This is a genomic window from Acidovorax temperans (genome assembly GCF_028596105.1).
GTDB lineage: Bacteria > Pseudomonadota > Gammaproteobacteria > Burkholderiales > Burkholderiaceae_C > Acidovorax > Acidovorax temperans.
Genome location: NZ_CP117193.1, coordinates 1,464,067 through 1,487,808 on the forward strand (window position 1 = coordinate 1,464,067; position 23,742 = coordinate 1,487,808).

The 23,742-nt window shown below is 63.9% G+C and carries 23 protein-coding genes; 19 read left to right on the plus strand and 4 right to left on the minus strand.

Translation table 11 applies throughout. From position 1 onward, the window contains the following. Nucleotides 1-33 precede the first annotated feature (33 nt). On the minus strand, nt 34-1,146 hold the full coding sequence (locus tag PQV96_RS06925) for an aldo/keto reductase (RefSeq protein WP_060987200.1): 1,113 nt from the start codon (nt 1,144-1,146) through the stop codon (nt 34-36). A gap of 137 nt (nt 1,147-1,283) precedes the next feature. Here PQV96_RS06925 and PQV96_RS06930 point away from each other — a divergent pair, with 137 nt between their 5' ends. The 9 genes from PQV96_RS06930 to PQV96_RS06970 all read left to right on the plus strand — a co-directional run bounded on the left by PQV96_RS06930 (nt 1,284) and on the right by PQV96_RS06970 (nt 11,275). Beyond that, on the plus strand, nt 1,284-2,303 hold the full coding sequence (locus tag PQV96_RS06930; RefSeq protein ID WP_060987184.1) for an amidohydrolase family protein: 1,020 nt from the start codon (nt 1,284-1,286) through the stop codon (nt 2,301-2,303). After that, on the plus strand, nt 2,300-3,193 hold the full coding sequence (locus PQV96_RS06935; RefSeq protein ID WP_060987183.1) for a DMT family transporter: 894 nt from the start codon (nt 2,300-2,302) through the stop codon (nt 3,191-3,193). Before PQV96_RS06930 ends, PQV96_RS06935 begins: the two co-directional genes overlap by 4 nt. A 159-nt stretch (nt 3,194-3,352) precedes the next feature. Then, complete coding sequence (locus tag PQV96_RS06940) at nt 3,353-4,753, plus strand: aromatic ring-hydroxylating dioxygenase subunit alpha (protein ID WP_273624882.1); 1,401 nt, start codon at nt 3,353-3,355, stop codon at nt 4,751-4,753. A 37-nt stretch (nt 4,754-4,790) separates the two neighbouring features. Beyond that, nucleotides 4,791-5,360, plus strand: coding sequence for an aromatic-ring-hydroxylating dioxygenase subunit beta (locus PQV96_RS06945; protein ID WP_060987199.1), 570 nt, complete (start codon nt 4,791-4,793; stop codon nt 5,358-5,360). Between the two features lie 33 nt (nt 5,361-5,393). Continuing rightward, nucleotides 5,394-6,674: a cytochrome P450 gene (locus PQV96_RS06950; RefSeq protein WP_060987181.1), complete on the plus strand. Its 1,281-nt coding sequence runs from the start codon at nt 5,394-5,396 to the stop codon at nt 6,672-6,674. A gap of 151 nt (nt 6,675-6,825) precedes the next feature. After that, entirely contained in the window at nt 6,826-8,136 is a 1,311-nt protein-coding gene (locus PQV96_RS06955) for an amidohydrolase family protein (RefSeq protein WP_273624884.1), read from the plus strand. 3 nt (nt 8,137-8,139) lie between these two features. Then, nucleotides 8,140-9,111 (plus strand): quinone oxidoreductase family protein, encoded by a 972-nt coding sequence (locus tag PQV96_RS06960; protein WP_242638119.1) that lies wholly within the window; start codon nt 8,140-8,142, stop codon nt 9,109-9,111. A 184-nt stretch (nt 9,112-9,295) separates the two neighbouring features. After that, entirely contained in the window at nt 9,296-10,696 is a 1,401-nt protein-coding gene (locus PQV96_RS06965; RefSeq protein ID WP_063460928.1) for an aromatic ring-hydroxylating dioxygenase subunit alpha, read from the plus strand. A 42-nt stretch (nt 10,697-10,738) separates the two neighbouring features. Continuing rightward, nucleotides 10,739-11,275: a 3-phenylpropionate/cinnamic acid dioxygenase subunit beta gene (locus PQV96_RS06970; RefSeq protein ID WP_063460663.1), complete on the plus strand. Its 537-nt coding sequence runs from the start codon at nt 10,739-10,741 to the stop codon at nt 11,273-11,275. Nucleotides 11,276-11,289: 14 nt separating this feature from the next. On the opposite strand, the gene PQV96_RS06975 is transcribed toward PQV96_RS06970, so the two are convergent. Beyond that, nucleotides 11,290-12,030 carry a DUF2889 domain-containing protein gene (locus tag PQV96_RS06975; RefSeq protein WP_063460662.1) on the minus strand — a complete coding sequence of 247 codons (741 nt, stop codon included), beginning with the start codon at nt 12,028-12,030 and terminating at the stop codon, nt 11,290-11,292. 122 nt (nt 12,031-12,152) lie between these two features. Between PQV96_RS06975 and PQV96_RS06980 the strand changes: the two genes are divergently transcribed. Continuing rightward, nucleotides 12,153-12,953: an SDR family NAD(P)-dependent oxidoreductase gene (locus PQV96_RS06980; RefSeq protein ID WP_273624885.1), complete on the plus strand. Its 801-nt coding sequence runs from the start codon at nt 12,153-12,155 to the stop codon at nt 12,951-12,953. Between the two features lie 17 nt (nt 12,954-12,970). On the opposite strand, the gene PQV96_RS06985 is transcribed toward PQV96_RS06980, so the two are convergent. After that, nucleotides 12,971-14,602, minus strand: a complete 1,632-nt coding sequence (locus tag PQV96_RS06985) for an ATP-dependent acyl-CoA ligase (RefSeq protein ID WP_273624886.1) — start codon at nt 14,600-14,602, stop codon at nt 12,971-12,973. 143 nt (nt 14,603-14,745) lie between these two features. Between PQV96_RS06985 and PQV96_RS06990 the strand changes: the two genes are divergently transcribed. Then, entirely contained in the window at nt 14,746-15,525 is a 780-nt protein-coding gene (locus PQV96_RS06990; RefSeq protein ID WP_273624887.1) for a TetR/AcrR family transcriptional regulator, read from the plus strand. Between the two features lie 35 nt (nt 15,526-15,560). Here PQV96_RS06990 and PQV96_RS06995 read toward each other — a convergent pair whose 3' ends face one another. Continuing rightward, nucleotides 15,561-16,580 carry a universal stress protein gene (locus tag PQV96_RS06995; RefSeq protein WP_273624888.1) on the minus strand — a complete coding sequence of 340 codons (1,020 nt, stop codon included), beginning with the start codon at nt 16,578-16,580 and terminating at the stop codon, nt 15,561-15,563. A 218-nt stretch (nt 16,581-16,798) separates the two neighbouring features. Between PQV96_RS06995 and PQV96_RS07000 the strand changes: the two genes are divergently transcribed. From PQV96_RS07000 to PQV96_RS07035, 8 genes are all read left to right on the plus strand, one after another. Further along, nucleotides 16,799-17,887 carry an amidohydrolase family protein gene (locus tag PQV96_RS07000; RefSeq protein WP_060987172.1) on the plus strand — a complete coding sequence of 363 codons (1,089 nt, stop codon included), beginning with the start codon at nt 16,799-16,801 and terminating at the stop codon, nt 17,885-17,887. Beyond that, a complete protein-coding gene (locus tag PQV96_RS07005) occupies nt 17,884-18,729 on the plus strand; it encodes a fumarylacetoacetate hydrolase family protein (RefSeq protein WP_060987171.1) in 846 nt (281 codons plus the stop codon). Before PQV96_RS07000 ends, PQV96_RS07005 begins: the two co-directional genes overlap by 4 nt. Before the next feature lie 19 nt (nt 18,730-18,748). Next, nucleotides 18,749-19,654: a 3-hydroxyacyl-CoA dehydrogenase gene (locus tag PQV96_RS07010; RefSeq protein WP_063460660.1), complete on the plus strand. Its 906-nt coding sequence runs from the start codon at nt 18,749-18,751 to the stop codon at nt 19,652-19,654. Next, nucleotides 19,651-20,826 carry a thiolase family protein gene (locus tag PQV96_RS07015; protein WP_121506352.1) on the plus strand — a complete coding sequence of 392 codons (1,176 nt, stop codon included), beginning with the start codon at nt 19,651-19,653 and terminating at the stop codon, nt 20,824-20,826. Before PQV96_RS07010 ends, PQV96_RS07015 begins: the two co-directional genes overlap by 4 nt. Continuing rightward, nucleotides 20,823-21,356: a carboxymuconolactone decarboxylase family protein gene (locus tag PQV96_RS07020; protein ID WP_273624889.1), complete on the plus strand. Its 534-nt coding sequence runs from the start codon at nt 20,823-20,825 to the stop codon at nt 21,354-21,356. The genes PQV96_RS07015 and PQV96_RS07020 overlap by 4 nt, the downstream gene beginning before the upstream one ends. Continuing rightward, nucleotides 21,353-21,901: a glutathione peroxidase gene (locus tag PQV96_RS07025; protein WP_060987168.1), complete on the plus strand. Its 549-nt coding sequence runs from the start codon at nt 21,353-21,355 to the stop codon at nt 21,899-21,901. The genes PQV96_RS07020 and PQV96_RS07025 overlap by 4 nt, the downstream gene beginning before the upstream one ends. A 4-nt stretch (nt 21,902-21,905) precedes the next feature. Further along, on the plus strand, nt 21,906-23,084 hold the full coding sequence (locus PQV96_RS07030) for an MFS transporter (protein ID WP_119014745.1): 1,179 nt from the start codon (nt 21,906-21,908) through the stop codon (nt 23,082-23,084). Nucleotides 23,085-23,148: 64 nt separating this feature from the next. Further along, nucleotides 23,149-23,730 carry a glutathione S-transferase family protein gene (locus tag PQV96_RS07035; RefSeq protein ID WP_082753520.1) on the plus strand — a complete coding sequence of 194 codons (582 nt, stop codon included), beginning with the start codon at nt 23,149-23,151 and terminating at the stop codon, nt 23,728-23,730. The last annotated feature ends 12 nt before the right edge of the window (nt 23,731-23,742 follow it).

Below are 23,742 nucleotides of genomic sequence, written 5' to 3' on the forward strand. Positions count from 1 at the left end.
TGGGCGGGTTCTCCAGGGGCGCTGGTCTGTCGCTCAGCGCCAGCCGCCACTGCGAGCCGCAGGAGGTTCGTCAAAGTGGGGAGGGTGGGGCGACACGCTGGCTCCCCCGTGCATGCGCGGCTGAATGGCGCTCAGAAAGTTGTAGGGAAACAGCGGTGGCAACGCGCTCACCTGATCAAGCCGGGTACGGAGTTCGGAAGGCAACTCGAAGTCCAGCGCGCCCAAGCTGTCCTGCAGCTGTTCGAGCCGGGTGGCGCCCAGGATCACCGAGCTGAGCGCCGGGCGGCCCGACAGCCAGTTGATGGCCACCCTAGCCATGGGCTGCCCCAATTCATTGGCGACGGATTCGAGCGCCGCGACGATCTCCCAGTTGCGCGGCGTCAGCTTGTTCAGCGCGGGTGTCGCCACCGCGGCGGTGGCCTTGATGCGCCCAGCCTGCTGTGCTGGTGCCTCCACATTGGGCTGGTACTTGCCGGACAGCAGGCCGCCGCCCAAAGGACTCCAGGCCACCAGCCCGAGGCCCACTTCCTGGCACATGGCGGGAAACTCGTACTCGATGCCGCGCTGCACCAGCGAATACTCGAGCTGCACCGCGCAAGGACCTTCGAGGCCATGGTACTGCGCCAGGGTGGTGATGCGCGCGGCATACCAGGCGGGCACGTCCGAGAGCGCCCAGTGGCGGATCTTGCCGGCGCGCACCAACTGATCCATGCTGCGCAGAACCTCCTCCGCCGGCGTGATGCCATCCCATGCATGGAGGTAGTAGAGATCCACATAGTCCGTCTTCAGCCGCGCCAGCGAGGCATCCAGGGAACGGATCAGATTCTTGCGGCCGTTGCCCGCGGCGTTCGGGTTGCCTTGCGGGTTCTGGTGATTGAAGCTGTACTTGGTGGCCAGAACGACGCGATCGCGCATACCCGTTTCCGACATGAATTCGCCCAGCCAAGTCTCGGCGGTGCCTTGCGTGTAGATGTCAGCCGAATCGATGAAATTCCCCCCGGATGCCAGGTAGGCGTCGAACATCGCGCGTGCGGTCTCCCGATCGCAGCCCCAACCGTTCTCGGTGCCAAAGGTCATGGTACCCAGGGACAGGCGCGAGACGCGTAAACCGGTACGGCCAAGCAGGTGGTATGTGGTGGGTTGCATCGGGTCTCTCAGGTTCTTGCTGAAATTGAAACACATTGACAATAAGTGTTCAAACATTAGACTGTGCTGGCTCGGCTGATGTCAAGTCCGGGCGGCTGTCCCGGGGGCCATTCCCCGTCCCATCACCCTGACGACCTATGCTGATCGACGCCCACGCCCACCTGCTGACTCCTGGAATGCTCAACCGCCACGATTTCTGGGGGCCTTTCATGAAGATGCAGGGGTTCACCGTCGGGCACTTCGCGCTGGGAACCAAGCAAAAATCGAAGGCCACCTCGGACCAGCAGGCGGAGGCGAACCTGCTGGCAAAGATGACGCATGCCGCGCGCCGCGAACTGATGGCCCAGCGCGGCGTGGACCAGATAGTGGTGTCCACGCCCTCGCATGCATTCATGTACTGGGCGGACGACTTCGGAAGCGAATACGCGCGCATCTGCAATGACGAGATGTCCGCCTACTGCGCCCAGGACCCGGCGCACTTTGCTTTCTGGGCACACGCCAACCTGGCCGATCCGGTCGCGGCTGCACGCGAGATCGAGCGCGCCGTCACGCAACTCGGGGCCAAGGGGGTCTGCGTGGGGGGCGCCAATTTCAAGGGCCTGCAGGCCTACAGCGAGGAATTGTTCCCCGTTTGGGAGGCTGTCACGCGGCTGGATGTGCCGCTGATGGTGCATGGTTACAACCAGTCCGTATGGTGGGGCGACAAGCATGCGGAAGACCGTTTCGAGACCACCTCGATCGTGGGCGATTGCGTCGATGAAACCCTGTTCTTCTGGTACCTGATCTGCGGCGGCGCGCTGGACGTGTTCCCCACACTGAAAACCTACATCAACCACGCCGGTGGCATGGCGGTGTTCCAGCTCGGGCGCCTGGCCGAGCTGAACAAGTCGATGGCGCCCGACGCACGCAACAAGCGCCCGTTCATGGACTACCTGTCCAACTTCTGGTTCGACCTGGACGTGCACCATCCGGCGCTGCGCCGCGCCGTGGTGGAGGTGGTGGGCGCCGACCAGGTTCTCTATGGCACCAACTTCGGGGGCGCCTACGACAATGGCGACCTGACCGCCGGACTGGGCCTTTCTGACGCCGATGTGGCCAAGATCCGCAGCGGGAATGCGCGCCGCCTGCTGAAACTCGATACCTCCGTCGCGGCATGACGGGTTTTGTCCTGAGCCGACGCCAGGTCTGGCTGCTCGTGTTCGTCACCCTGTTCTGGGGGGTGAACTGGCCCATCATGAAATCAGCCGTCAGCGCCTATCCCGCGATGGCATTCCGGGCCTGGTCCATGGTACTGGGCCTGCCGTGCCTGTGGGTGGGGCTGAAGCTGCTGCGGGTTCCCCTGCAGGTGCCACGACGGTACTGGGGCGAGTTGCTGCTGCTGGCAACCACCAACATGGTGGCCTGGCACCTGTGCCTGATGTGGGCCCTGCCGGGCCTGAGTTCCGGGCGGGCGGCGATCATCGGCTACACCATGCCCGTGTTTTCGGCGCTCTGGGGCATGTTGCTGTATCGCCAGCGCCTGTCCCGGCCGCAATGGGTGGGCGTGGGGAGCGCGACTGCAGGCGTGGTGTTGCTGCTGTGGCATGAGTTCTCGCGCCTCAGCGGGGTTCCCTTGGCCGGGCTCACCCTGCTGGCCGGAACCGCGGTGTGGGCCCTGGGAACCCAGCAACTGCGGCGTAGCGCCATGGATGTGCCTGTGCTCGCGATCGGGTTCTGGATGACGGCGATCACGACAGTCGCGGTTCTGCTGTATGTGGGGATCACCGATGGCCTGCCCGCGAACCAGCCCTCGCCAGGGGTCTGGGCAGCGATCGCCTACAACGCACTGTTGATTTTTGGGTTTTGCCACGTGGCGTGGTTCGCCCTGGCCCGCGCCTTGCCGCCAGTCGCAGCGAGTGTCAGCATTTCCCTGATCCCCGTGCTCGGGCTGCTGTCGGGCGCGCTGTGGCTGAACGAGGCGCTGCATTGGCAAGACGGGGCCGCGGTGCTCTTGATCATGCTGGCGATTGGCGTTGCCTTGCATCCGGCGGGAACGGAGACTTCTTGAAGGCGCCTTTCATGGCCAGTCCCCCCTGGTAATTTGCGATAGATCAACAGGGCAGGCGTTTCGGCTTCGGGTAAACCTCTAGAAGTTGAACACAAATAGAAAAACTGTCCTAAATTGTCTCCATGCCGGCAATCGTGCCGGTCCCAAGGAGACGATGAAATGTTGACGCGTAGCAATCCGGTGTTGTCCGACGGAACCAGAATCTCGGACCTCATCAATCTGGACACCCGTGAAGTGAAGATGCGGGTCTTGTCCGATGCCGAGCTGTACCAGCTCGAGATGGAAAAGATCTTCGCCAAGACCTGGGTCTTCCTGGCCCATGAAACGGAAATACCCAACTCGGGAGATTTCGTCCAGCGGGATATGGGTTCGGATTCGGTCCTCGTCACGCGTGACCGCGAGGGCCAGGTGCACGTGGTGCTCAACGTCTGCACCCACCGGGGCATGAAGGTCTCCACGCTGGACGTGGGCAACACCCAGGCCCACATGTGCATCTACCACGGCTGGGCCTTCAAGCCCAATGGGGACTTCATCGGCGCCCCCGTCGACAAGGAGTGCATGCACGGGAAGATGATGAGCAAAGAGCAACTCTCGCTCACCAAGGCCCGCGTGGCGGTCTACGGCGGCATGATTTTCGCCACCTGGAACCTTGACGGCCCTTCCTTCGACGAGTTCCTGGGAGACGCAAAGTTTTACTACGACACCATGTGGTGCCGTACCACCAGTGGCATGGAGGTTTTGGGGCCGCCGCAGCGCTTCATCATCAAGGCCAATTGGAAGACAGCTGCCGAGCAGGGGGCATGCGATGGCTATCACACGCTGACCCTGCACCGCTGGCTGGGTGAGATCGGCCCCTATGCGAAGAAGCCCAATGCCGAAGGGGGTGGGGCGGACCTGACACCGGAAATGTATGGCGTTGAAGTCTGGACTGACCATGGCCACACCATGCGTTGTATCGATCTGGGCCGCAAGGTTCACCGGATCACGGGCAGGGATCCAGCCGAGCTTTCGCCCCAGGAAAAGCTCACTGTCCTGCCCCCCCCGGGCTTGACGGCCGAGATGATCCCCGATGTGGTGAGCCGCCTCTCGCCTGAGCAGATCGAGATCATGAGCTCCAACCCGCCGCAAGTGGGCAACTTCTTTCCCAACGGACTGTTCGAGTTCATCTACCTGCCTACGGCCGATGGCAAGGTGACGGGCGCGATGGCCCTGCACACCTATGTGCCCATGGGGCCGGACAAGTTCATGTTCATGAACTGGATCCTGGCAGAAAAGGATACGCCGCCCGAGCAGAAGGCCGCGATGCTGCGCATTTCCTGCCAGTTCCTGGGCACCTCCGGCATGGTGGAGCAGGACGACTCGGACACCTGGCCGCACCAGACCATCGTCTCCAAAGGGGCGATGAGCAAGAACATCACGCTCAAATACCAAGCCAAGTATGAGACCGGCAAGCCTGACGGCTGGCCGGGTCCCGGTCATGTTGGCAGCGGCTTCACCAAGGACGACACCAACTGGAGCTTCTGGCAGTACTGGCACGAGCTGATGACTTGCGAGTCTTGAGCCGCCGATGCCAACCCTTCACCACCAGGAGATCACCATGTTTGCCAACCTGCTCGAACCCACGCCTCTGCCATCCACCGTGCGCGGCAACCGCATGCCTGTCGGCAGTCCCCTTTACAACGAATGCGTCGAATTCCTCATTGACGAGGCGGAGATGCTCGATGAGCTGCGCTTTGACGAATGGCGCGCGCTGCTGGCGCAGGACATCGAATACAACGTCCCGCAGCGCTTGACACGCCCCGTGCGCATGCAGGATGGCACGACCATTCGAACCGTTCAGCACATGCACGACAACTACGCCTCGTTGATGCTGCGCGTGCGCCGTATCACGGAAACCCGCAGCGCCTGGTGCGAAGACCCTCCCTCGCGCACGCGCCGGATGGTCAGCAACGTGCGCGTCTACAAGACCGACAAGCCGAATGAATTCAAGGTGCAGAGCTACATGCTTCTCACCCGGAACCGATTCGATTTTGACTATTTTGACCTGATCCCCTGCGACCGCCATGACGTGTTGCGCAAGGAAGGCGGCGCCTTGCAACTGGCGCGGCGCGAGGTCCTGATTGACCAATCCGTGCTCGGCACGCCCAACCTCGGCATTTTTCTGTGACCTGCGGTGTCGCGTTCCACCTTTGAGGAAAAAATGAAAACCACCTATCGTTCCGAGAAGCTCGAAGAGGCTTTCGCTGCACTTTCGGCCAACTACCGAGGGACCGACATCGACCTGTACGCGGTGTGCCGCGACAGGCGCGCGACGTCGCCGGTCGCGACCGGCGACTTCATGAACAGCATCGGCGTGCCCACGCATGCCGGTGCCAACCACGGTCACCCGACCTTCACCCTGTTCAAGTACAACGACGTCAAGAACGTGCTGCAGGACTCCGCCACCTTCAACAGCCGCTTCATGGCCAAGGGCTTCGGCAGCTTTTTCAGTGCCGACGGACTGGTCATCACGGCCATGGATGGCGAGGCGCACCGCAAGGCCCGCGGGCTGCTGCAGCCGGTGTTTGCACCCGATGCCGTGCTGCCCTGGCGCGCCGCGATCGAGCACCAGATCCGCGACGAGTTCATCCTGCCCCTGGTGCCCGACAAGCGCGCCGACCTGCTGGACTTCGGCCTGTACTTCCCGATCCGCGTCATCTACGGATTGATCGGCTTTCCCGACGAGGAACTGGGCAACTTCTACGAGTACGCGGCGATGGGCCTGACCGTGCTGGCTGGCCCGAAGATCGACCCGGCCGAAGAGGCCGCGTCCCGCGAGCGCGCGATGAAGGCCACCAACACCTTGTATGAGACCGTGATGGCGCTGGTCAAGCGCCGCCGCGCCGAAGGAGCTCCCGGAGACGACCTGGTGTGCCGCCTGCTGCGCGCCGAATTCGAGGGGCGCAAGCTCGACGACCACGAAATCACGACCTTCGCGCGTTCGATGGTGGCCGCCGGCGGCGAAACCACCACCCGGACCTTCAGCTCAATCATGACGCTGCTGCTGCAGCGTCCAGCCCTGGTCGAACGGGTCCGCAACGATCGCAGCCTGGTGTCCAAGCTGATCGACGAGGGGGTGCGCTTCGAGCCCGTGTCCACCGTCAAGGTGCGTCAGGCCGTTCGCGATGTCGAGATCCGGGGCGTGCAGATCCCCAGGGATGCGATGGTGCAGTGCGTGGTCGCCTCCGCCAACCGCGACGAAGAGATCTTCGACAACAGCGACACCTTCGACATCGACCGCCGCCAGAAGCCGTCCTTCACCTTCGGCTTCGGCCCGCACATGTGCATTGGCCAGTACCTGGCGAAGATGGAGCTTTCCATCGCCATCAACGCGGTGCTCGACCTGTTCCCCAACATCCGGCTCGATCCGGACCGCCCCGCGCCCGTGATCGCCGGCAGCATGCTGCGCGGCGCGTCCTCCGTGCCCGTGATCTGGGACTGAAGCCCCAGGCCGTCAAATCAGCCGCACGGTGTGCCCCGCCGGACGTGCCCGCCGCGATGTGCGGCGCGGCCGGCGCGGCGCATTCCCGATCGTCCCATGCGCGATCGGGGTCCCATCTTTTGTTTGCATATTCCTTTATCTGGAGTCCATCATGAAACTCGACGACCTCATTCTTGTCAGCGTTGACGACCACGCGATTGAGCCGCGCGGGGCTTTTGATCGCCACATGCCAGCCAAATTCAAGGGCCGCCAGCCCAAGGTGGTTCAAATCAGGGGCCGTGACGTCTGGGTCTTCGAAGACCGCGCGACAGGCTACATGGGCCTGAACTCCGTGGTGGGGCGCCCCAAGGACGAATACGGCATGGAGCCTTTGGGCTACGAGCACATGCGCCGCGGGACGTGGGACATCAAGGCCCGGGTGGACGATATGAACGCCAATGGTGTGCTGGGCTCCATCTGCTTCCCGACCTTTCCCGGTTTCGCGGGGCAGCGCTTCCAGCAGTACAGGGATGCGCGGGAGGTTTCGTTCGCCGCCATCCAGGCCTACAACGACTGGCACCTGCACGACTGGTGCAATGCAGCGCCGGGGCGGTTCATTCCGCTGAGCCTGATTCCATGGTGGGATGGTGAACTGGCTGCCCAGGAGATCCGCCGCATGGCCAAGCTGGGGGTTCACGCGATCTCCCTCTCGGACAACCCCGCGCTGCATGGGTTCCCCTCGATCCACTCCGACCATTGGGATCCGGTGTGGAAGGCTTGCGCGGACAATGACGTGGTGATCTGCTGCCACATCGGCACCGGCGTCAAGGCCGAGCATGCCTCGGACCTCACGCCGATCGATGCCTGGATCACCTCGATGCCGATCTCGATCGCCAACTCGGCCGCCGACTGGATATGGGCCCCCATGTGGAAGAAGTACCCCAATCTGCGCATGGCCCTCTCCGAGGGCAGCATCGGATGGATTCCATACCTGCTGGAGCGTGCCGACTTCACCTACCGGCACCATCACGAGTGGACCATGACGGACTTCGGCGGCGGCAAGCCCAGCGACGTCTTCAGGCAGCACATCATCACCTGCTTCATCGAAGACGAGTTCGGCTTGCGCAATCTGGCCGACATCGGCGAAGACAAGGTGACCTGGGAGTGCGACTACCCGCACTCCGACTGCACCTGGCCGGGTTCGCCGGAGATCTTCCATGCGCAGACCCGGCACCTGACGGACGCGCAGATCGACAAGATCGGCCACCTCAACGCCATGCGCGAGTTCTCCTACGACCCGTTCTCCATCCTGGGACGCGAGAACTGCACCGTGGGAGCGCTGCGGGCGCAGGCCAAGCACGTGAGTGTCGAACCGATGCTGGGCATGGGGGGGGCCAAGCCGGTGCGGCAGACGGGCAAGCCGGTGACCTCGGGCGACATCAACAAGATGTTCGCTGATGCGGACGCAGAGACCGCGCTGTAGCCTTTGGGAGCATCAGATGAGCCATCTCTACGATCTGGGGGCTGCATGATGCGGGCGGCCGTGATTGCCGAGCGCGGACTGCCGCCGGTTCTGCAGGACTTTCCCGAACCACAGGCTCGCGAGGGCGCGACCTTGATCAAGGTCGATACCGCGGGGCTGGGAGGCTGGGATGTTCTGGGGGCCTACCGCCTGGGCGTGCAATTCCCGTGCGTGATTCGGGGCGAGGGGGTAGGCCACGCCCCGGACGGGCGCCGGGTCTATTTCGGCGAGCGCTCGGTGGCGCCCTTCGGGGCCTGGGCCGAACGCACCTTGGTACCTACCGAAGAGGTGTGGGACGTTCCCGACGATGTCGACGATGCGCTGGCCATCACCATGGGCATCGCGGGCACCGGCGCACTGCTGCCGCTGGAACAGGCCCGCATCCAGCCTGGCGAAACCGTGCTGATCTTGGGGGCCACGGGAACGCTCGGGCAGCTCGCCCTGCAGCTCGCGCGCATTCTGGGCGCTGGCCGTGTGGTGGGGGCGGCCCGCGATGCGGCCGCCCTGGAGCGCTTGCGCGCGCGGGGCCTGGCCGACGCGGTGGTGGCCCTGGGCGGCACCGACGATGCCGTGGCCCTGAAGGCCGTGGCGGGCGAGGGGTTCGACGTGGTTCTCGACGGCGTATGCGGTGCGCCCATGCTCGCGGCGCTGAAGGCCACGCGCTGGGGCGCGCGCATCCTCACCGTCGGCACGGGGGGCGGGCGCGAAGTGAAGCTCGATATCGCCGACCTGCTGTTCCGCACGCTCAGTTGCGTGGGTACGGGGCAGCGCTCGGCCAGCGATCGCGAGGCCACCTGGCGCCGGCTCCTGCGGATGGCGCACGAGCATCGCATCACCTTTGACCATGTCGGGTATCGCTTCGACCAGATGCCGGACGCCTGGGCAAGCCAGGTGGCGGGGCCACATGCCAAGATCACCGCTTCTCTCAAGGCCTGATCGGAATTCGGCACGAACCAGAAGGATGGCGCGGATGCCAGGCTGGGAGGGTATGCGCGAACCTAGTGTTAACCCTGGTTTTTGGCCGCATTTGGGCCACTGGAACGGGCTTTATATGTACAGACTTTGCTAGGTTGTTTATATTTCGTCCCCACAGCTGCCCAAACAGATGAAGGAGACGCGCATGCTAAGCCCCACCCCCCCCACGCTTTCCGATGGAACCAAGGTCGTTGATCTGGTCAATGTGAACACACGGGAGGTGCAGATGCGCGCGCTCTCGGACCCCGAGCTCTACGAGCTGGAGATGGAGCGGATCTTCGGCAAGATCTGGGTTTTCCTCGGCCATGAGTCCGAGATTCCCAACTCGGGGGACTTCGTCACTCGCGACATGGGTTCCGACTCGGTGCTGGTCACGCGCGATAAGTCGGGCGAGGTTCACGTGCTTCTCAACCTGTGCACGCACCGGGGCATGCGGGTTTCGACCCTGGATGCGGGCAACACGCAGATCCACACCTGCATCTACCATGGCTGGGCTTTCCGTCCGAACGGAGCCTTTCTCGGCGCGCCGGTCGAGAAGGAGACGATGCACGGCAAGATGATGAGCAAGGAGGAACTGGGGTTGAAGAAGGCCCGGGTCACCTTGTATGGCGGGCTGATCTTTGCAACCTGGAACATCGATGGCCCCTCGTTCGAGGAATTCCTTGGCGACGCCAAGTGGTACTACGACATCCTTTTCAAGCGCACCGACAAAGGCATGGAAGTGCTGGGGCCGCCGCAGCGCTTCACGGTGCGTGCCAACTGGAAGGCAGCAGGGGAGCAGTCTGCCGCCGACGGCTACCACACGCTGACCCTGCACCGCTGGCTTGGCGAGGTCGGCAACTATTCCAAGAAGGGCGAAGGGGAGGGCAGCGGTGGCGACCTGAGCCCAGAGATGTACGGGGTGGAAGTCAGTTCGCCGCACGGGCACGCGTTGCGATGCATCGACCTGGGGCGGAAGATTCGCCGCATGACCGGGCTCGATCCCGACGTGCTGAGCGTGGACGAAAAGCTCAATGCGCTCCCGCCAGCCGGCATGACGAAGGAGATGGTCGAGCAGCTCAAGCGCAACCTCACGCCCGAACAGCTGCATGTGCAGACCAGCATGCCGCCGCAGGTCGGCGGCATCTTCCCGAACGTGCTGTTTGGCTTCGTCTACATCCCACAGGCCGATGGCTCGGTGGTCGGCTCGATGACCATGCATGCCTACGTCCCGAAGGGGCCCGACAAGCTGGAGTTCGTGAACTGGATCTTTGCGGAAAAGGACGCCCCGCAGGAGTTGCGCGACAAGATGCTCAGGCAGACCATCCAGCTGTTTGGCACATCAGGCATGGTGGAGCAGGACGACTCCGACACCTGGCCGCACATGACCCTGGCCGCCAAGGGCGCGCAGGGCAAGAAGATGACCCTGAAGTACCAGGCTGTCTATGAAACCGGGGCGCCCAAAGGCTGGCCCGGCCCGGGCATCGTCAACGAAGGCTTCACCAAGGACGACACGCAGTGGCACTGGTGGTTGTACTGGCGCCAGCTCATGGGCGACGCGGTCTGATCCTTCCTTGCAACTCGATACCATCCAATCTCGGAGACTCCCATGAGTGAAGCCCAAGGCGCCCTGGTGCCTATCGGATCGCCGGTTTACAACCAGATCCTTCAATTTCTGTACGTCGAGGCGCGCCTGCTTGACGAAATCCGCCTCAAGGAATGGGGCGCCCTGCTCGCGCAAGACCTGATCTACTCCGCTCCCTTGAGGGAAACACGGCCGGTCAACCAGCAGGCGGCATCGGTGGTGCGCACCATGCAGCACTACCACGACGATTGGCGCTCCGTGATGGGGCGCATCGTGCGCCTTACCGGCACCAAGAGCGCCTGGGCGGAAGATCCACCATCGCGCACGCGCCGACTCGTGACCAACGTTCTGGTCGAAGAGACGGACAAGCCCCAGGAATACAGTGTGCGCAGCTATCTGCTAGTGACGCGCAGCCGGTTCAACTTCGATGAATACGACCTGATCAGCGCGGAACGCAGGGACATCCTGCGGGCTGATGGCGAGGGGTTCAAGCTGGCCAAGCGCGAGATCCTGCTGGACCAGGCCGTGCTGGGTACGCCGAATCTGGCCATCTTCCTTTGACCTCGCGCTTGCCTTCAAGCCTTGAACGCGAGCCATTCCTGGTCATCGCGGCATAGCTGGCCGGGCTGCCACGTGAAATTCCAGGTCGAGCCCACTTGGCGCAAAGCCAGAGGGGCTCTTCCAGGCTGCTGCGCATAGCAGGCCCCGGTCGTTCTGGCATGGCGCTGTGCATCGAGGGGACGATTCTTCCCCATGGAAATCACGGCACATCGCCGCAATACCAGTGCTGCTTCGGCCATGTCTTCGGTCAGGTGGGCAAACGCCCAGCGCGCCATGCCCTGGCGCAACCCGATGCCTTCGTAAGGGGGAGGCCCTACGATGTCCAGGTCCTGGATATCCCAGGCCAGCAGCCGGATGCCGTCGCGATCGAGGGTCGCGTATGTGCGTCCTTCGATTCTCAGTGGCACCTCGATGTCATAACGGCGTCGCGGCAGGGCCCGGGACGCGGCGGCCGCGGCCAGGCCGCTGAGTTCCAGCATGTGGGTGCATTGCTCGCTGGGATCGACTTGGCGCATCACGCCGTGAGCGCTTGTCGCAGGGGGAGTGCCGACCAGCTGTTGGAGTTGGCCAGCCGCCGAAGGACACAGGCTGTAAGGGTGGCGAGGAGCTTCGCCACGCACGAAGGCGATGAGCCCATCCCGGACGACGAGTTCGACCCGGAAATGATGGAAGTCATCCTCCAGCGCGGCCCGGCAGCGAAAGCCGGCTTCCACGGGATCGGTTGCGATCAGAATGCGGCGTCGGAATACAGGCATGGGAACTTTCTTTCGGGGCCTCTGCCGTCGGCTGGCAACGCGCGAAGCCTGATTTTTCCGGCTGACACGAAGTGTCTTAAAGTGTACGATAAAAAGAATTCTGTCTAATATAAGGAGATTCAATGGGCTTGCTGAAAGACAAGGTGGCGCTGATCACCGGAGCGGGCGGTGGTATCGGACGCGGCATTGCACGCTGCTATGCGCGAGAAGGCGCTGCGGTACTGATTGCCGAGCTCGATCCCGTGACCGGCGCCGAGGCCGAGGCCGAACTCCAGCAGATGGGCGCGCGCGCCCTGTTCGTGCCCACCGACGTGCTCCGCAAGGACAGCGTGGAAGCCGCTATTCAGGCCGCAGCGGATAGCTTTGGCGGGCTCGACATTCTCATCAACAATGCCTTCGTCCCATCCGAGAACGTGTTGCTGGAGGACAAGACGGATGCGATGCTGGAGCGTACGCTGACATCTACCGTCTGGGCGTCCTGGTGGGCCATGCGCGCTGCCTTGCTGCACATGCGTGCGCGCGGTGGTGGGCGCATCATCAATTTCACGTCGATCGACGTGGACATCGGAGCCTGGCAGCATGCCGACTACAACACGGGCAAATCCGGTGTCGTCGGACTGACGCGCAGCGCGGCGGCCGAATGGGGCCGGTTCAACATCACTTGCAACGCCATTGCACCGACAGCCATGGGGGCGACATTCCATAAGCTGGCCGCCGAAATCCCCGGTTTCGCCGAGCGCTCGGCCGCCGCCCGGCCCATGGGTCGCTCGGGTGATCCGGAACTGGATATCGGGCCAGTGGCCGTCTTTCTGGGCTCGGAGATGGCGCGGTTCGTGACCGGAATCACCATGCACGTGGACGGTGGGCTGCATTTGCCAGGCTACAACTCGCGCCCGGCCCATGTGCCGGTGCGCGAATACTGATGCACCGGAGACAGGCTTCAGCGCTTGGTGACCTGTATGCCGCTGGTTTCCTGGTCCCAGGTGGCCGGTGTGCAACCTTGGTCGCGCAGTTCATACTTCAGAACCCGCCCCTGGGGGTTCTTGGGAAGGCTGTCGCGGAATTCGATGTAACGCGGCAGGGCGTAGTAGGGGACGGCGTCGATGGCCCACTGGAAAAGATCCTCGGGCGCCAGCGCCATGCCAGGGCGCAGCATGGCGGTCACCTTGACGTCGTCTTCCCCCTTGTCGGACGGGATGGCGTGCACGGCGACTTCGGCCAGGGCTGGGTGGCGGGCGAAGGCAGCCTCCATCTCGAAGCTGGAGATGTTTTCGCCGCGTCTGCGCAGGTAGTCTTTCTTGCGATCAACGAAATAGAAAAAGCCTTGCTCGTCGAACTTGCCAATATCCCCGGTGTGCAGCCAGAGGTTGCGCATGATCTTCAGCGTGTCTTCCGGCCTGCGCCAGTAGCCCATGAACATGATGTCCGGGCGCAGCGGCCGCACCACGATTTCGCCAGAAGTCCCGGTCGGCACTTCCCGGTCGAGGTCGTCCACGATGCGCACGTCGAAATCGGGAATGCGCTTTCCAGACGAACCGGGTGCGGCATACTCGCCACCGGCCAGCGAAGTGATCACTGCCGCTTCGGTGAGGCCATAGCCGTTGCCGCCCACCTGTTTCGCGCCGAAGCGTTCGCGCCAGATGGATTTGACTTCCTCCGTGAACGGATTGCCCCGCACTGTATGGATCTGCCCCTTGCAGCGCCGCCCGGCCTCGGTATCCGGCGCGTTGGCCAGCATCGCCCCCATGCTGCCCAGGATGGAGGCGATGGTGGCACCGCTGCGCTCCACTTCGGGCCAGAAGTTCGACACCGAAAAACGCGGAACGAAAGCGACGCGGGCGCCGACCAGAATCGATGCCAGCACGCCCACGCACATGGCGTTCATGTGGAACAGCGGCAGGGGCGTGATCGTGACGTCGTTTTCGTTGGCCGGCCCGGCGCGCAGTTGCAGACGCGCCAGATTGCACATGTAGTTGTAGCTGATCATGCAGCCCTTGGACGGTCCGGTCGTGCCCGAGGTGTAGATGAGGCAGGCCAGTTCCCAGGGCTGGGGTTTGCGCTCGAACGCGCTGTCATCGCTGCCGCGGTGTTCGTCGAGCGAGGCCAGGGGCAGGGTGCCGCACTGCCTGTCGCCGGGCGTTCCCCGGGTCAGGACCTGCTGCACGTCCGGCAACCCGTCCGAAACCGCCGCGATGCGTTCGGCATACGCAGCCTCGCAGACCACGAGCGCCGCGCCAGCATCGGCAATCTGGTGGCGCAGGAATTCACCCTTGAGCGCGGTGTTGATGGGTACGCTGACGGCGCAGAGCTTATTGATGGCGAACCAGCACAGCACGGCATCGATGTTGTTGTCGAGCATCGTCACGACCGTCTGGCCGGGTTGCACGCCCAGCGCCGCGAACGCATGGGCCAAACGGGTCGACTGGCGATCCACTTCGCCGTAGGTATGGAGTTCACCCGAGAAGTCGAGCAACACCCGGTCGGAATGTTTGGCTACCGCGCGTTCGAGCGCCGCAATGACCGTATCTTGTTGACCGAGGGACCACGTGTCGGGATTGCCGATTCCTGCCATGCAAAACGCTCCAAGCCACACCCAAGGATGCAAAAAATTCTAGATAAAGATGAGAATTCTATATTTAGATTTTTCACCGTGCGTGCTGGTAAACCCTTGGCCGCATCGCCAAGCGCCGAATCTCTCACTGAACCTCAGAAAGCATGGAAATGACCCTCAAGAGCACGAACAAGCAAGCCGCAGTCGCATCGAAAGCGGTTGGCAAGCCCCGTCGCAGGGTGGTGGATCGTGGCGTTGCGGCGCCTGTTGTGCAGAAACCTGCGGCGGCTGTCGCCATGGTGGAGAAGACGAGCCCGGTGGCCGCAGAGACAGGGCCGGTTGGCGTACGCCGTGGGCGCAGCAACCGGCGTTCCGAGCAAACGATTGCGAACATCCTGATGGTCACCGAGAACATCGTGCTGAAATCTGGCGCCGAGCGGATCTCGATACTCGATGTCTGCCGCGAGGCGGGTATTTCCCGCGGCACGTTCTATCGCTATTTCGCGTCTCAGGATGAACTGCTGGATGCGTTTGCCCGTCACAAACGCGAGCAGTTCCATGTCACCTTGGCAGAGGCCGTCCAACCCTACCAGGACCCCGACGAGCGCTTCGACGCGTTGATTCGCTACCTGGACCACTACTTGGAGCATGGCCGCGCGCGCCGGTTGCTGGTCGCCGCACCGGAATACGCCCTTGGTTTCTTTCGCCGCATCTTCCACGACTCGGTGGTCCGGTTCCAGGACGTTCTCGGCTCTGTTTTCGATGCCTGGGAGGCTCGTTTTGGCGTCAAGGTGGATCGGGAACTGGTATGCGAACTCCTGATCCGCTATGTGTTGAGCGAGCAACTGGTGCCGGGGGATGCTGATCGCAAGACGTTGCCCCGGCGCATTGGCCGAATGGTGGAGGCCCTGGCCACAGGTGCGCCCCCCCGCGCCAGGCGGTGAATTGTCTCCTGCGGCAGTGGCATGCACCCGTCACCCTATTGCAGGGCGGTAGCGATGCGCGCGAACAATTGCCTCATCGGCATCTCGGGGGAGTGGCTGAAAAGGGGGTCGTGGTGCGCGGAAAAGGCTTTGTAGACAACTGACCAGTCGGCGCTGGTCAGATGCCGGCGTGCAGCCGGGAAAATGACGGTCTCTTCCAGGGACATGTGCTCCCAGACCGCGCCGCTCAGGCGCTGGACGGCAGCGGTGACTGCTTCCGCGGCGTCTGCATCTCCATGCCAGTGACGGGCGAGGGCGGTGAGCAAGGCATCGATCAAGGTGTTTTCCAGCACATGCTGCCGTTCCAGTTCGTCCAGCACTGCATTGTGTTCGCTCGTGCGCTGACGGAGCAGGCGGAAGATGAAGGCCTCTTCCTTGGGGTGGTGCAGCCTCGTCGGAAACTGGCGCAGGTAGTCGACCATTTGCCGCATCAGCGCCACGTCGGGAATCGTGCCATCGATACGCCCTGCGCGATCCAATTGCTGCAGGCCGGTGAGTACCGCAGCGATGGAACGATGTTCTCCCGCCACGATGGCGAGCGCGCGGTTCGCGTCGGCCTGCTCGTCATTCGACTCGATGCTGGCCACATGCACGGGAAGGTTGGCGATTTGCAGCAGCTGGCGGGTCACGCTGCTGTGCAGCCAACCCCGCAAGCCAGGCACGCGGCCGTGGGAACTCACGAAGAGCAGATCGCAGGCGTGCCGCTGCGCCGCTTCGAGAATGGCCTGGGCCGGATGGTCGCTGACGAGCGCATCCGTCGAGCATTCGACGCCGCCGATCCTCGCGGCCGTGGCCGCCTTGAGCAGCACCGCATGTCGGGGCATGTCGCTTTCGGCGGTGAAGGCTTGGCGGTCGAGCGAATGCAGCATGGAGCCTTCGCCGGTGGCGGCCAGATCGGGGGCCGCGTGGAAAAAGGTGATCCGGGCCCCCAGTGCCCGCGCAAAGCTGACCGAATGGGTGACGGTTGCCATTCCCAGCGGGGTGTCGTCCAGGGCGACGAGCAGGTGTTTGTACATAAAGAGCTCCATGCAAGACAGTCTTCAGGGTGCCTGTAGCGGCTGTGTCGTCGCCTCAGTGTTTGCGATAACTTGAACAGAATCGCTGTTTTTGATTAATATCGCATTGACGCAGTGCAAACGCATGCCGGATTTCTGGCGGCTGTCACTGCTTCAGTAGCACGCGAACGACATCTGCACCGGCCCTTGGGGCAGTGCCCGAACCTGAAAGAATCATCATGCTGATCGACCTCCACGCCCATGCCCCGCTACCGGGGTACTACAACCAGCATCCGTTTTGGGGGCCGTTCTTTGAGCGGCACCCGGATGGCGACGTCAAGCTTCGCGTTGGCCATTGGGTGCTGCGCCTGGGCTCGCCCGAACGCAAGGCAGCGGTTCGTGCCGGGAAGGGACCGAGCGTCGAGGAATACATGGCCCGTTGGGCGGATCCGAAGAACCGCCTCAATGGCATGGATGCCGCAGGGCAGAATGCGCAGGTGCTGTCGGTGCCTTCGCACTGCTACATGTACTGGGCCGACCCCGAGTTCTCGGTGCGCTTCGCCACCAAGGTCAACGACATCCTGGCCGACTACTGCTCGGCCGCGCCGGATCGCCTGATGTTCTGGGCCCATGCGCCGCTGAATGCGCCGCACGACGCAGCCAAGGAAATCCGCCGCGCCTGCACCGAACTCGGCGCGAAGGGCCTGGTGGCCGGCGGCGCGAACTTCGGCGGGTTGGAGGCGGATTCGCCGCAGCTCGACGTCGTCTGGAAAACGATGTGCGACCTCGATCTGCCGATCTTCATCCACGGCTACAACCAATCGGTCACCTGGGGCATGCAGGCCGACCATGACCAGTACGAAACCACGGCCATCGTCGGCATGAACTACGACGAGACGCGCTTCTTCTGGTACCTGATCAATGGCGGCGTTCTGGATCGCTTCCCCAATCTCAAGGTCTACATCACCCATGGCGGCGGGTACATCCCGTACCAGCTCGGCCGCCTGGCCCAGACCAACCGCAATCTCGACGTGGCGTTCAACAAGAAGCCGGTCGAGGAGTATCTGAAGAACTTCTGGTTCGACGTCGAATTGCACGAAGTGCCGATGCGCCAGGCACTGATTGACATCATTGGTGCCGATCGCGTTCTGTATGGCAGCAACTTCGGCGGCAGCGACGCCGTTCGCCACGACCTGACCGATGGCCTGCGCCTGTCGGACGACGATCTGCAGAAGATTCGCTGGAAGAATGCGTGCGAGCTGCTGCACCTGGATCCTGCCAAGCTGGGCAAGCCCGCCGTCCAACCTGCTGCCAGAGTCGCTGCATGAAGCTCGCACGCTGCACCGATGGCGGTGCCCCGTTCTGGGCGCTGGTCGATACCGAACGCGACGAACTGCGCCCGATCGAGGGCGGGGTCTCCGATTGGGGTCCGGCTATCACGCGCGGCGAGGGGGAGGCTGCGCTGCGCTTCCGTGGCGCCGTGCGTGCGCTCGACTCGGTGCGGCTTCTGCCACCCATCGAGAAGACCAACCGGGTGGTGGTCGCTGGGGCCAACTACGCCAAGCATCTCGCGGCCGACTTCGGCATCAAGAGCCACAGCCAGCCTATCGCCTTCCTGAAGGCCCATGGCGCGCTCATCGGGGCGAACGACGCATTGCGCTACCCGCCCCTGACGCAGGAGCTGGATCACGAGGTGGAACTGGTGGCCGTGATTGGCGACACGGTCAACCGCGATGACCCCATCTCCAGCGTGCTGGGATACACCGTGGGCAACGACGTGAGCTCGCGCGATCTGCAGCGCAGCGGACCGCCCGGTGTCGGAATGGATCTGTTTGCGGCCAAGAGCGGTGACCAGACCACGGGCCTCGGCCCGTGGATCGTGACGCGCGATGAGTTTGCGCGCGAGGGAAAGCTGTCGCTGCGCCTGCTGCTGCGCGTGAATGGGGAAATTCGCCAGGACGGCGACACGGCCGAGATGACCTGGGATGTCGCGGAACTGGTGAAGTTCGTGGACGAGCGCTCGCGTTTCGAGAGCGGCGATGTCATGTTCACCGGCTCGCCGGCCGGCACGGGGCAGGGTTCCGGCAAGTTTCTCAAGCCCGGTGACGTGGTCGAGGCCGAGATTCCCGGCATCGGTCTGTTGCGCAACATCGTCACGACAGCCCAATAAGCAATCAGGGAGACAGTACATGAGCATTACGCAAAACAAGGTGGTCGTCGCCGGTGGCGGCCTGATGGGAACCGGCATCGCCCATGCCTTCGCCAGCTCCGGCTTCGTCACCGTGCTGGTGGACAGCAACGAAGCTGCGGCCGCCAAGGCACTCTCCGCCGTGGCCAAGATCCTGGACGACGGGGTTCGCCTCGGCAAGCTCGATGCGGCGGTGGCCGATGCGGCGAAATCCAGGCTTACGACGCAAGCCGATCTCGCTGCCGCATCCGCGGGGGCTGCACTGCTGGTCGAGACCGTCACCGAGAACATCGCGGTGAAGAAGCAGGTGGTGGCCACGGCCGCCGCCCACATGCTGCCCGACGCCATCATCGCCACGAACACCTCCGCGCTGAGCGTGACCGAGATCGCCACGGCCGTGCCCCAGCCTGAACGGGTGGTGGGCATGCACTTCTTCAACCCGGTGCACAAGATGAAGCTGGTCGAGCTGGTGCGCGGCATCGCCACCAGCGACGAGACCGTGGCCAGAACCCGCGAATACAGCGACGCGCTGGGCAAGACGTCGATCATCGTCAACGAGTCCCCGGGCCTGACCACCAGCCGGATGTCGGCCATGCTGGGCAACGAGGCGATGTGGATGCTGCAGGAGGGCGTGGCCACTGCCGAGGACATCGACACAGCGCTGCGCATGGGCTTCAACCATCCGATGGGGCCCCTCGAACTCGGAGACCTGACCGGATGGGATACCCGGCTGTCGGTGCTTCGTTACCTGCACTCGACGCTGGGCGACAAGTTCCGTCCCTGCCCTCTGATAATCAAGATGGTGGCCTCCGGCCGCCATGGGCGCAAGACCGGCGCGGGCGTGTACCAGTACGACGAAAAAGGCCAGCGCATTCCTGGCTCCGGCCTGAAAGCGAGCGTTCTGTGAGTCGCCCGGATGTGGTGATCGTCGGCGCGGTTCGCACGCCCGTCGGAAAATTCAAAGGCAGCCTGGCGCCCGTGCGCGCCGATCACCTGGGTGCCGTCGTTCTGGACGAGCTCATTACCCGTTCGGGGCTTGAGCCGGAATTGGTGGACGACGTCATCTTCGGCTGCGTCACCCAGGTCGGTGAGCAGTCGGCCAATATCGCGCGCACGTCACTGCTAGGGGCCGGCTGGCCCTGCACAATTCCTGGCCTGACGATCGACCGCAAATGCGGTTCGGGTGAAGAGGCCGTGCACGTGGCCGCGGGCCTGATTGCGTTCGGGTCGGCCGAGGTGGTCGTGGCCGGCGGTGCCGAGAACATGAGCCGGGTGCCCATGGGCAGCAACCGCAGCATCCATGGGGAGGCCTTTGGCTGGATGGTCGCCGAGCGCTACGAAATGACGAGCCAGGGTGAAGCGGCCGAGCGCTTGTGCGACCAGTGGGAGCTGGGCCGGGAAGACCTCGATGCGTTCGCCGCGGAAAGCCATCGGCGCGCTTGCGCGGCTGCCTCTGCCGGCCATTTCGAGAAAGAAATCGTGCCGGTGCCCGTGATGCAGGTGCGCGAGAAGGGCGCAGAGGGCGAGGCGCACTTGTTCTCCGCGGACGAAACGATCCGTCCCGGTACGGCCGTCGAGAAGCTGGCGACCCTCAAAACCAGCTTCCGCGCGGACGGTCGCCTGACTGCCGGGAACTCTTCGCAGATCTCGGATGGGGCGGCGGGTTTGCTGCTGATGTCTTCGGTCAAGGCCCGGTCGCTGGGCCTCAAGCCCCGCGCGCGCATTCTCGCCATGACCACGGTGGGCTCCGATCCCACGCTGATGCTGACCGGGCCGGTCGCGGCCACCCGCAAAGTGCTGGCGCAGGCGGGGCTCACACTGGACGACATCGACCTCTTCGAGATCAACGAGGCGTTTGCCTCGGTTCCCCTGGTCTGGATGAAAGAGCTGGGCGTGTCTTCCGAGCGTTTGAACGTCAACGGCGGTGCCATCGCGCTGGGGCACCCCTTGGGGGCGAGCGGAGCGCGCATCATGACGTCGATGCTGCACGAGCTGGAGCGTCGGGGCGGACGTTATGCGCTGCAGGCGATCTGCTGCGCCGGCGGCATGGGGACCGCCACCCTCATCGAGCGGCTGTGACCGTGGCGCGCCTGCCGCTGGTGCCGCTGGCCGATTTTCCGGCGCCACTGCGCGAGGCCGTGCGGCGGGGCGTCGAGACACGCATGCTCAGTTCCACCGTGCCGGTGCAGGTCTGGGCCCACCGGCCGCAGGCCGCGCTGGCATGGCTGGCGCTGCTGGACCAGTTCCACAGCCACGGCGTGCTGGACGGGCGGCTGCGGGAACTGGTGCGGCTGCGCATCGCCAGCATCACGCAGTGCCAAGCCTGCCAGCTGGCGCGCAAGAGCGACCGCGTGGACGCGCAAGACCTGGAAGCCCTCAATTGCCAGCAGATCGGCAGCGCCCACTTTTCGCCCGCCGAGCGGGCCGCGCTGGCGTATGCCGAGCTGTTCGCAGCCGATGCGCATGCCATTGGAGAAGGGCATTTCACAGCGTTGGCCGAGCACTTTTCGACCGCCGAGAGCGTTGAACTGCAGATGTTCTGCGCTTTGATGCTGGCGGGCGGCCGCATGACTTTGGTTCAACAAGCCTACCAGGAGGTATCACCGTGAGCACATCGATCTTCGACATTCCCCTTCAGGCCCTGAACGGCTCCGATACGAGCCTCGCCCCCTTCAAGGGACAGGTGATGCTGGTCGTCAACGTGGCTTCCCAATGCGGGCTGACCCCGCAGTACGCCGGCCTGCAGTCCCTGTACGACCGCTTTCGCGACCGTGGCCTGCACGTGCTGGGATTTCCCTGCAACGATTTTGCGGGCCAGGAGCCGGGAAGCGAGGACGAGATCCGCGACTTCTGCGACACCAACTACCGCGTGAGCTTTCCGCTTTTCACCAAATTGCGGATCAACAGTGAGCCCAGACACCCGCTCTATGCCGCCCTGATCGCTGCGCAGCCTCATGCCGTCGCGTCCGGCGATCCACGGCTGCGCGACACCTTGTCCAAGCATCAACTGCTGCCCAAGGCAGATACCGATGTGATGTGGAATTTCGAGAAATTCCTGATTGGCCGTGATGGGGCCGTGGTGGCCCGTTTCGCTCCCGACGTGGCACCCGATGATGCAAGGCTGATCGCGGCCATCGAGGATGCCCTCGGTTGATTCCATGGCACGCAGCGGGCGTTTCAGTTTCGGATGGACGCTGCTGACGCTGGTCGCCGCGCAGGTCGGATTGCATGGCTGCCTCAACGGCATGCGCATGACCGTCCCCTTGTTGGCGGTGAGCGAATCGCGGGGCCCTGCCGTGATCGGGTTGTTGATGGCGCTGTTTGCCGCCTTCCCCTTTGTGCTCGCCATTCCTGCCGGGCGCCTGGTGGATCGTCGGGGGTACCACCTGGGAACGCGCATTGGTGCCTTGCTGGCGCTGGCGGGGGCCGCTCTTGCCGCTTCGGCGTCCCATGTCTGGGCTCTGGGAGGCGCCGCGGCCCTGGTGGGGGCGGGCTCTGCGGTGGGCATGATTTCACTGCAGCGCACGGCAGGCCGGCTGGCCCGGGGCGAGGCGGAACGCCTGCGGATCTTCAGCTGGGTGGCACTCGCGCCGTCCATCGCGACTTTCATCGGCCCGGTCCTGGCGGGCATGCTGATCGACCATGTGAGCTATCGTGCGGCTTTCGTCGGACTGGCTCTGCTGCCTCTGGGGACGCTGCTCGCCACCACCCGAGTCCCTGCCGAGGCGCCTCGGGCGCCCGCGAAACGGACCGATACTCCCCCGAAGGCTTGGGACCTGCTGGGCGACCGCGATCTTCGGCGACTGTTCTTCATCAATTGGCTGATTGCCGCCTGCTGGGATGCCCACGCTTTTGCGTTGCCGATCCTGGGCCACGAGCGGGGCTTGAGCGCATCGGCCATCGGCACGGTGCTGGCCAGCTACGCCGTCACCTCAGCGGCCGTGCGGCTGGCGATCCCCTTTTTGGCGGAGCGTCTCCAGCCCCGGTGGGTGATGACCGGTGCGCTGACCTTGACGGCATCGGTTTTCCTGCTCTATCCCTGGTTGGACAGCACGTGGGCCATGGCGGCTTGCGCCGGCACCATAGGCCTGGGACTGGGGGCCATCCAGCCCGCTGTCATGTCCAGCCTGCACACCTTTGCACCGCCGGAGCGCCAAGGCGAGGCCCTTGGCCTGCGGTCCACCGTCATCCATTTCTCCACCTTGGTGATGCCCTTGGGTTTTGGCGCCGCCGGCGCCGCGTTGGGTGTTGCCCCGGTGTTCTGGATGACCGGTGCGGCGCTCTCCGCGGGTGCCTGGGCTGCTTTTGGGTTGCCGACCCAGGCCAGGCACGACTGACAAAGAACGATAACGCGGTTTTGCACGGGCGTCGATCACATCGCCTATCTCGCTACAAGGACACATGATGCTGAAGCTGTATCACGCACCCGGCTCCAATTCGGCGCGCATTCTGTGGCTGCTGGAGGAATTGGGCATGGAACGGGAGGTCGTGGTGGTGAAATACCCGCGCAACGATGGCAGTGAAGCCGATCCGCGCAATCCGCACCCGCATGGGTTCACGCCCGCGCTGGAGCACGATGGCCACTTGGTATCCGAGACGGCTGCCATTGCGCTTTACCTGACCGATCTGCATCCCGAGGCCGAGGTCGGCGTGCCGGCGGGGCATGCGTTGCGTGGAGCCTATCTCACCTGGCTCTTCTATCAGGTGGGTTTGACCGAACCCCTGGTCTACATGGAGGGGAAGGGCCTGCTGGCGCAGGATCCGGCGATGCGCGGCCTGAATCAATCAATGATGCAGCACATCCGGCACACGCTGTCACGTGGCCCCTACCTGCTCGGGCAGCGTTTCACCGCTGCGGACATCCTGTTCATGAGCTTGTTCGAGACTGCGCGCCCGCTGCTGGGCGGCTGCCCGGTCATCGAGGCCTATCTGGCCCGCGCCGATCGCCCTGCGCGGCGCCGGGCCTTGGCGCTGGATCGCTGAGCCGCGGTACGG

Coding starts and splice junctions, on each gene's coding strand:
- PQV96_RS06955 (WP_273624884.1), top strand. CDS start 6,826: ATGAAACTCGACGACCTCATTCTTGTCAGCGTTGACGACCACGCGATT.
- PQV96_RS06930 (WP_060987184.1), top strand. CDS start 1,284: ATGCTGATCGACGCCCACGCCCACCTGCTGACTCCTGGAATGCTCAAC.
- PQV96_RS06975 (WP_063460662.1), bottom strand. CDS start 12,030: ATGCCTGTATTCCGACGCCGCATTCTGATCGCAACCGATCCCGTGGAA.
- PQV96_RS07000 (WP_060987172.1), top strand. CDS start 16,799: ATGCTGATCGACCTCCACGCCCATGCCCCGCTACCGGGGTACTACAAC.
- PQV96_RS07010 (WP_063460660.1), top strand. CDS start 18,749: ATGAGCATTACGCAAAACAAGGTGGTCGTCGCCGGTGGCGGCCTGATG.
- PQV96_RS06945 (WP_060987199.1), top strand. CDS start 4,791: ATGTTTGCCAACCTGCTCGAACCCACGCCTCTGCCATCCACCGTGCGC.
- PQV96_RS06940 (WP_273624882.1), top strand. CDS start 3,353: ATGTTGACGCGTAGCAATCCGGTGTTGTCCGACGGAACCAGAATCTCG.
- PQV96_RS06990 (WP_273624887.1), top strand. CDS start 14,746: ATGGAAATGACCCTCAAGAGCACGAACAAGCAAGCCGCAGTCGCATCG.
- PQV96_RS06950 (WP_060987181.1), top strand. CDS start 5,394: ATGAAAACCACCTATCGTTCCGAGAAGCTCGAAGAGGCTTTCGCTGCA.
- PQV96_RS06965 (WP_063460928.1), top strand. CDS start 9,296: ATGCTAAGCCCCACCCCCCCCACGCTTTCCGATGGAACCAAGGTCGTT.
- PQV96_RS06985 (WP_273624886.1), bottom strand. CDS start 14,602: ATGGCAGGAATCGGCAATCCCGACACGTGGTCCCTCGGTCAACAAGAT.
- PQV96_RS06925 (WP_060987200.1), bottom strand. CDS start 1,146: ATGCAACCCACCACATACCACCTGCTTGGCCGTACCGGTTTACGCGTC.
- PQV96_RS07005 (WP_060987171.1), top strand. CDS start 17,884: ATGAAGCTCGCACGCTGCACCGATGGCGGTGCCCCGTTCTGGGCGCTG.
- PQV96_RS07030 (WP_119014745.1), top strand. CDS start 21,906: ATGGCACGCAGCGGGCGTTTCAGTTTCGGATGGACGCTGCTGACGCTG.
- PQV96_RS06980 (WP_273624885.1), top strand. CDS start 12,153: ATGGGCTTGCTGAAAGACAAGGTGGCGCTGATCACCGGAGCGGGCGGT.
- PQV96_RS06995 (WP_273624888.1), bottom strand. CDS start 16,580: ATGTACAAACACCTGCTCGTCGCCCTGGACGACACCCCGCTGGGAATG.
- PQV96_RS07035 (WP_082753520.1), top strand. CDS start 23,149: ATGATGCTGAAGCTGTATCACGCACCCGGCTCCAATTCGGCGCGCATT.
- PQV96_RS06970 (WP_063460663.1), top strand. CDS start 10,739: ATGAGTGAAGCCCAAGGCGCCCTGGTGCCTATCGGATCGCCGGTTTAC.
- PQV96_RS06935 (WP_060987183.1), top strand. CDS start 2,300: ATGACGGGTTTTGTCCTGAGCCGACGCCAGGTCTGGCTGCTCGTGTTC.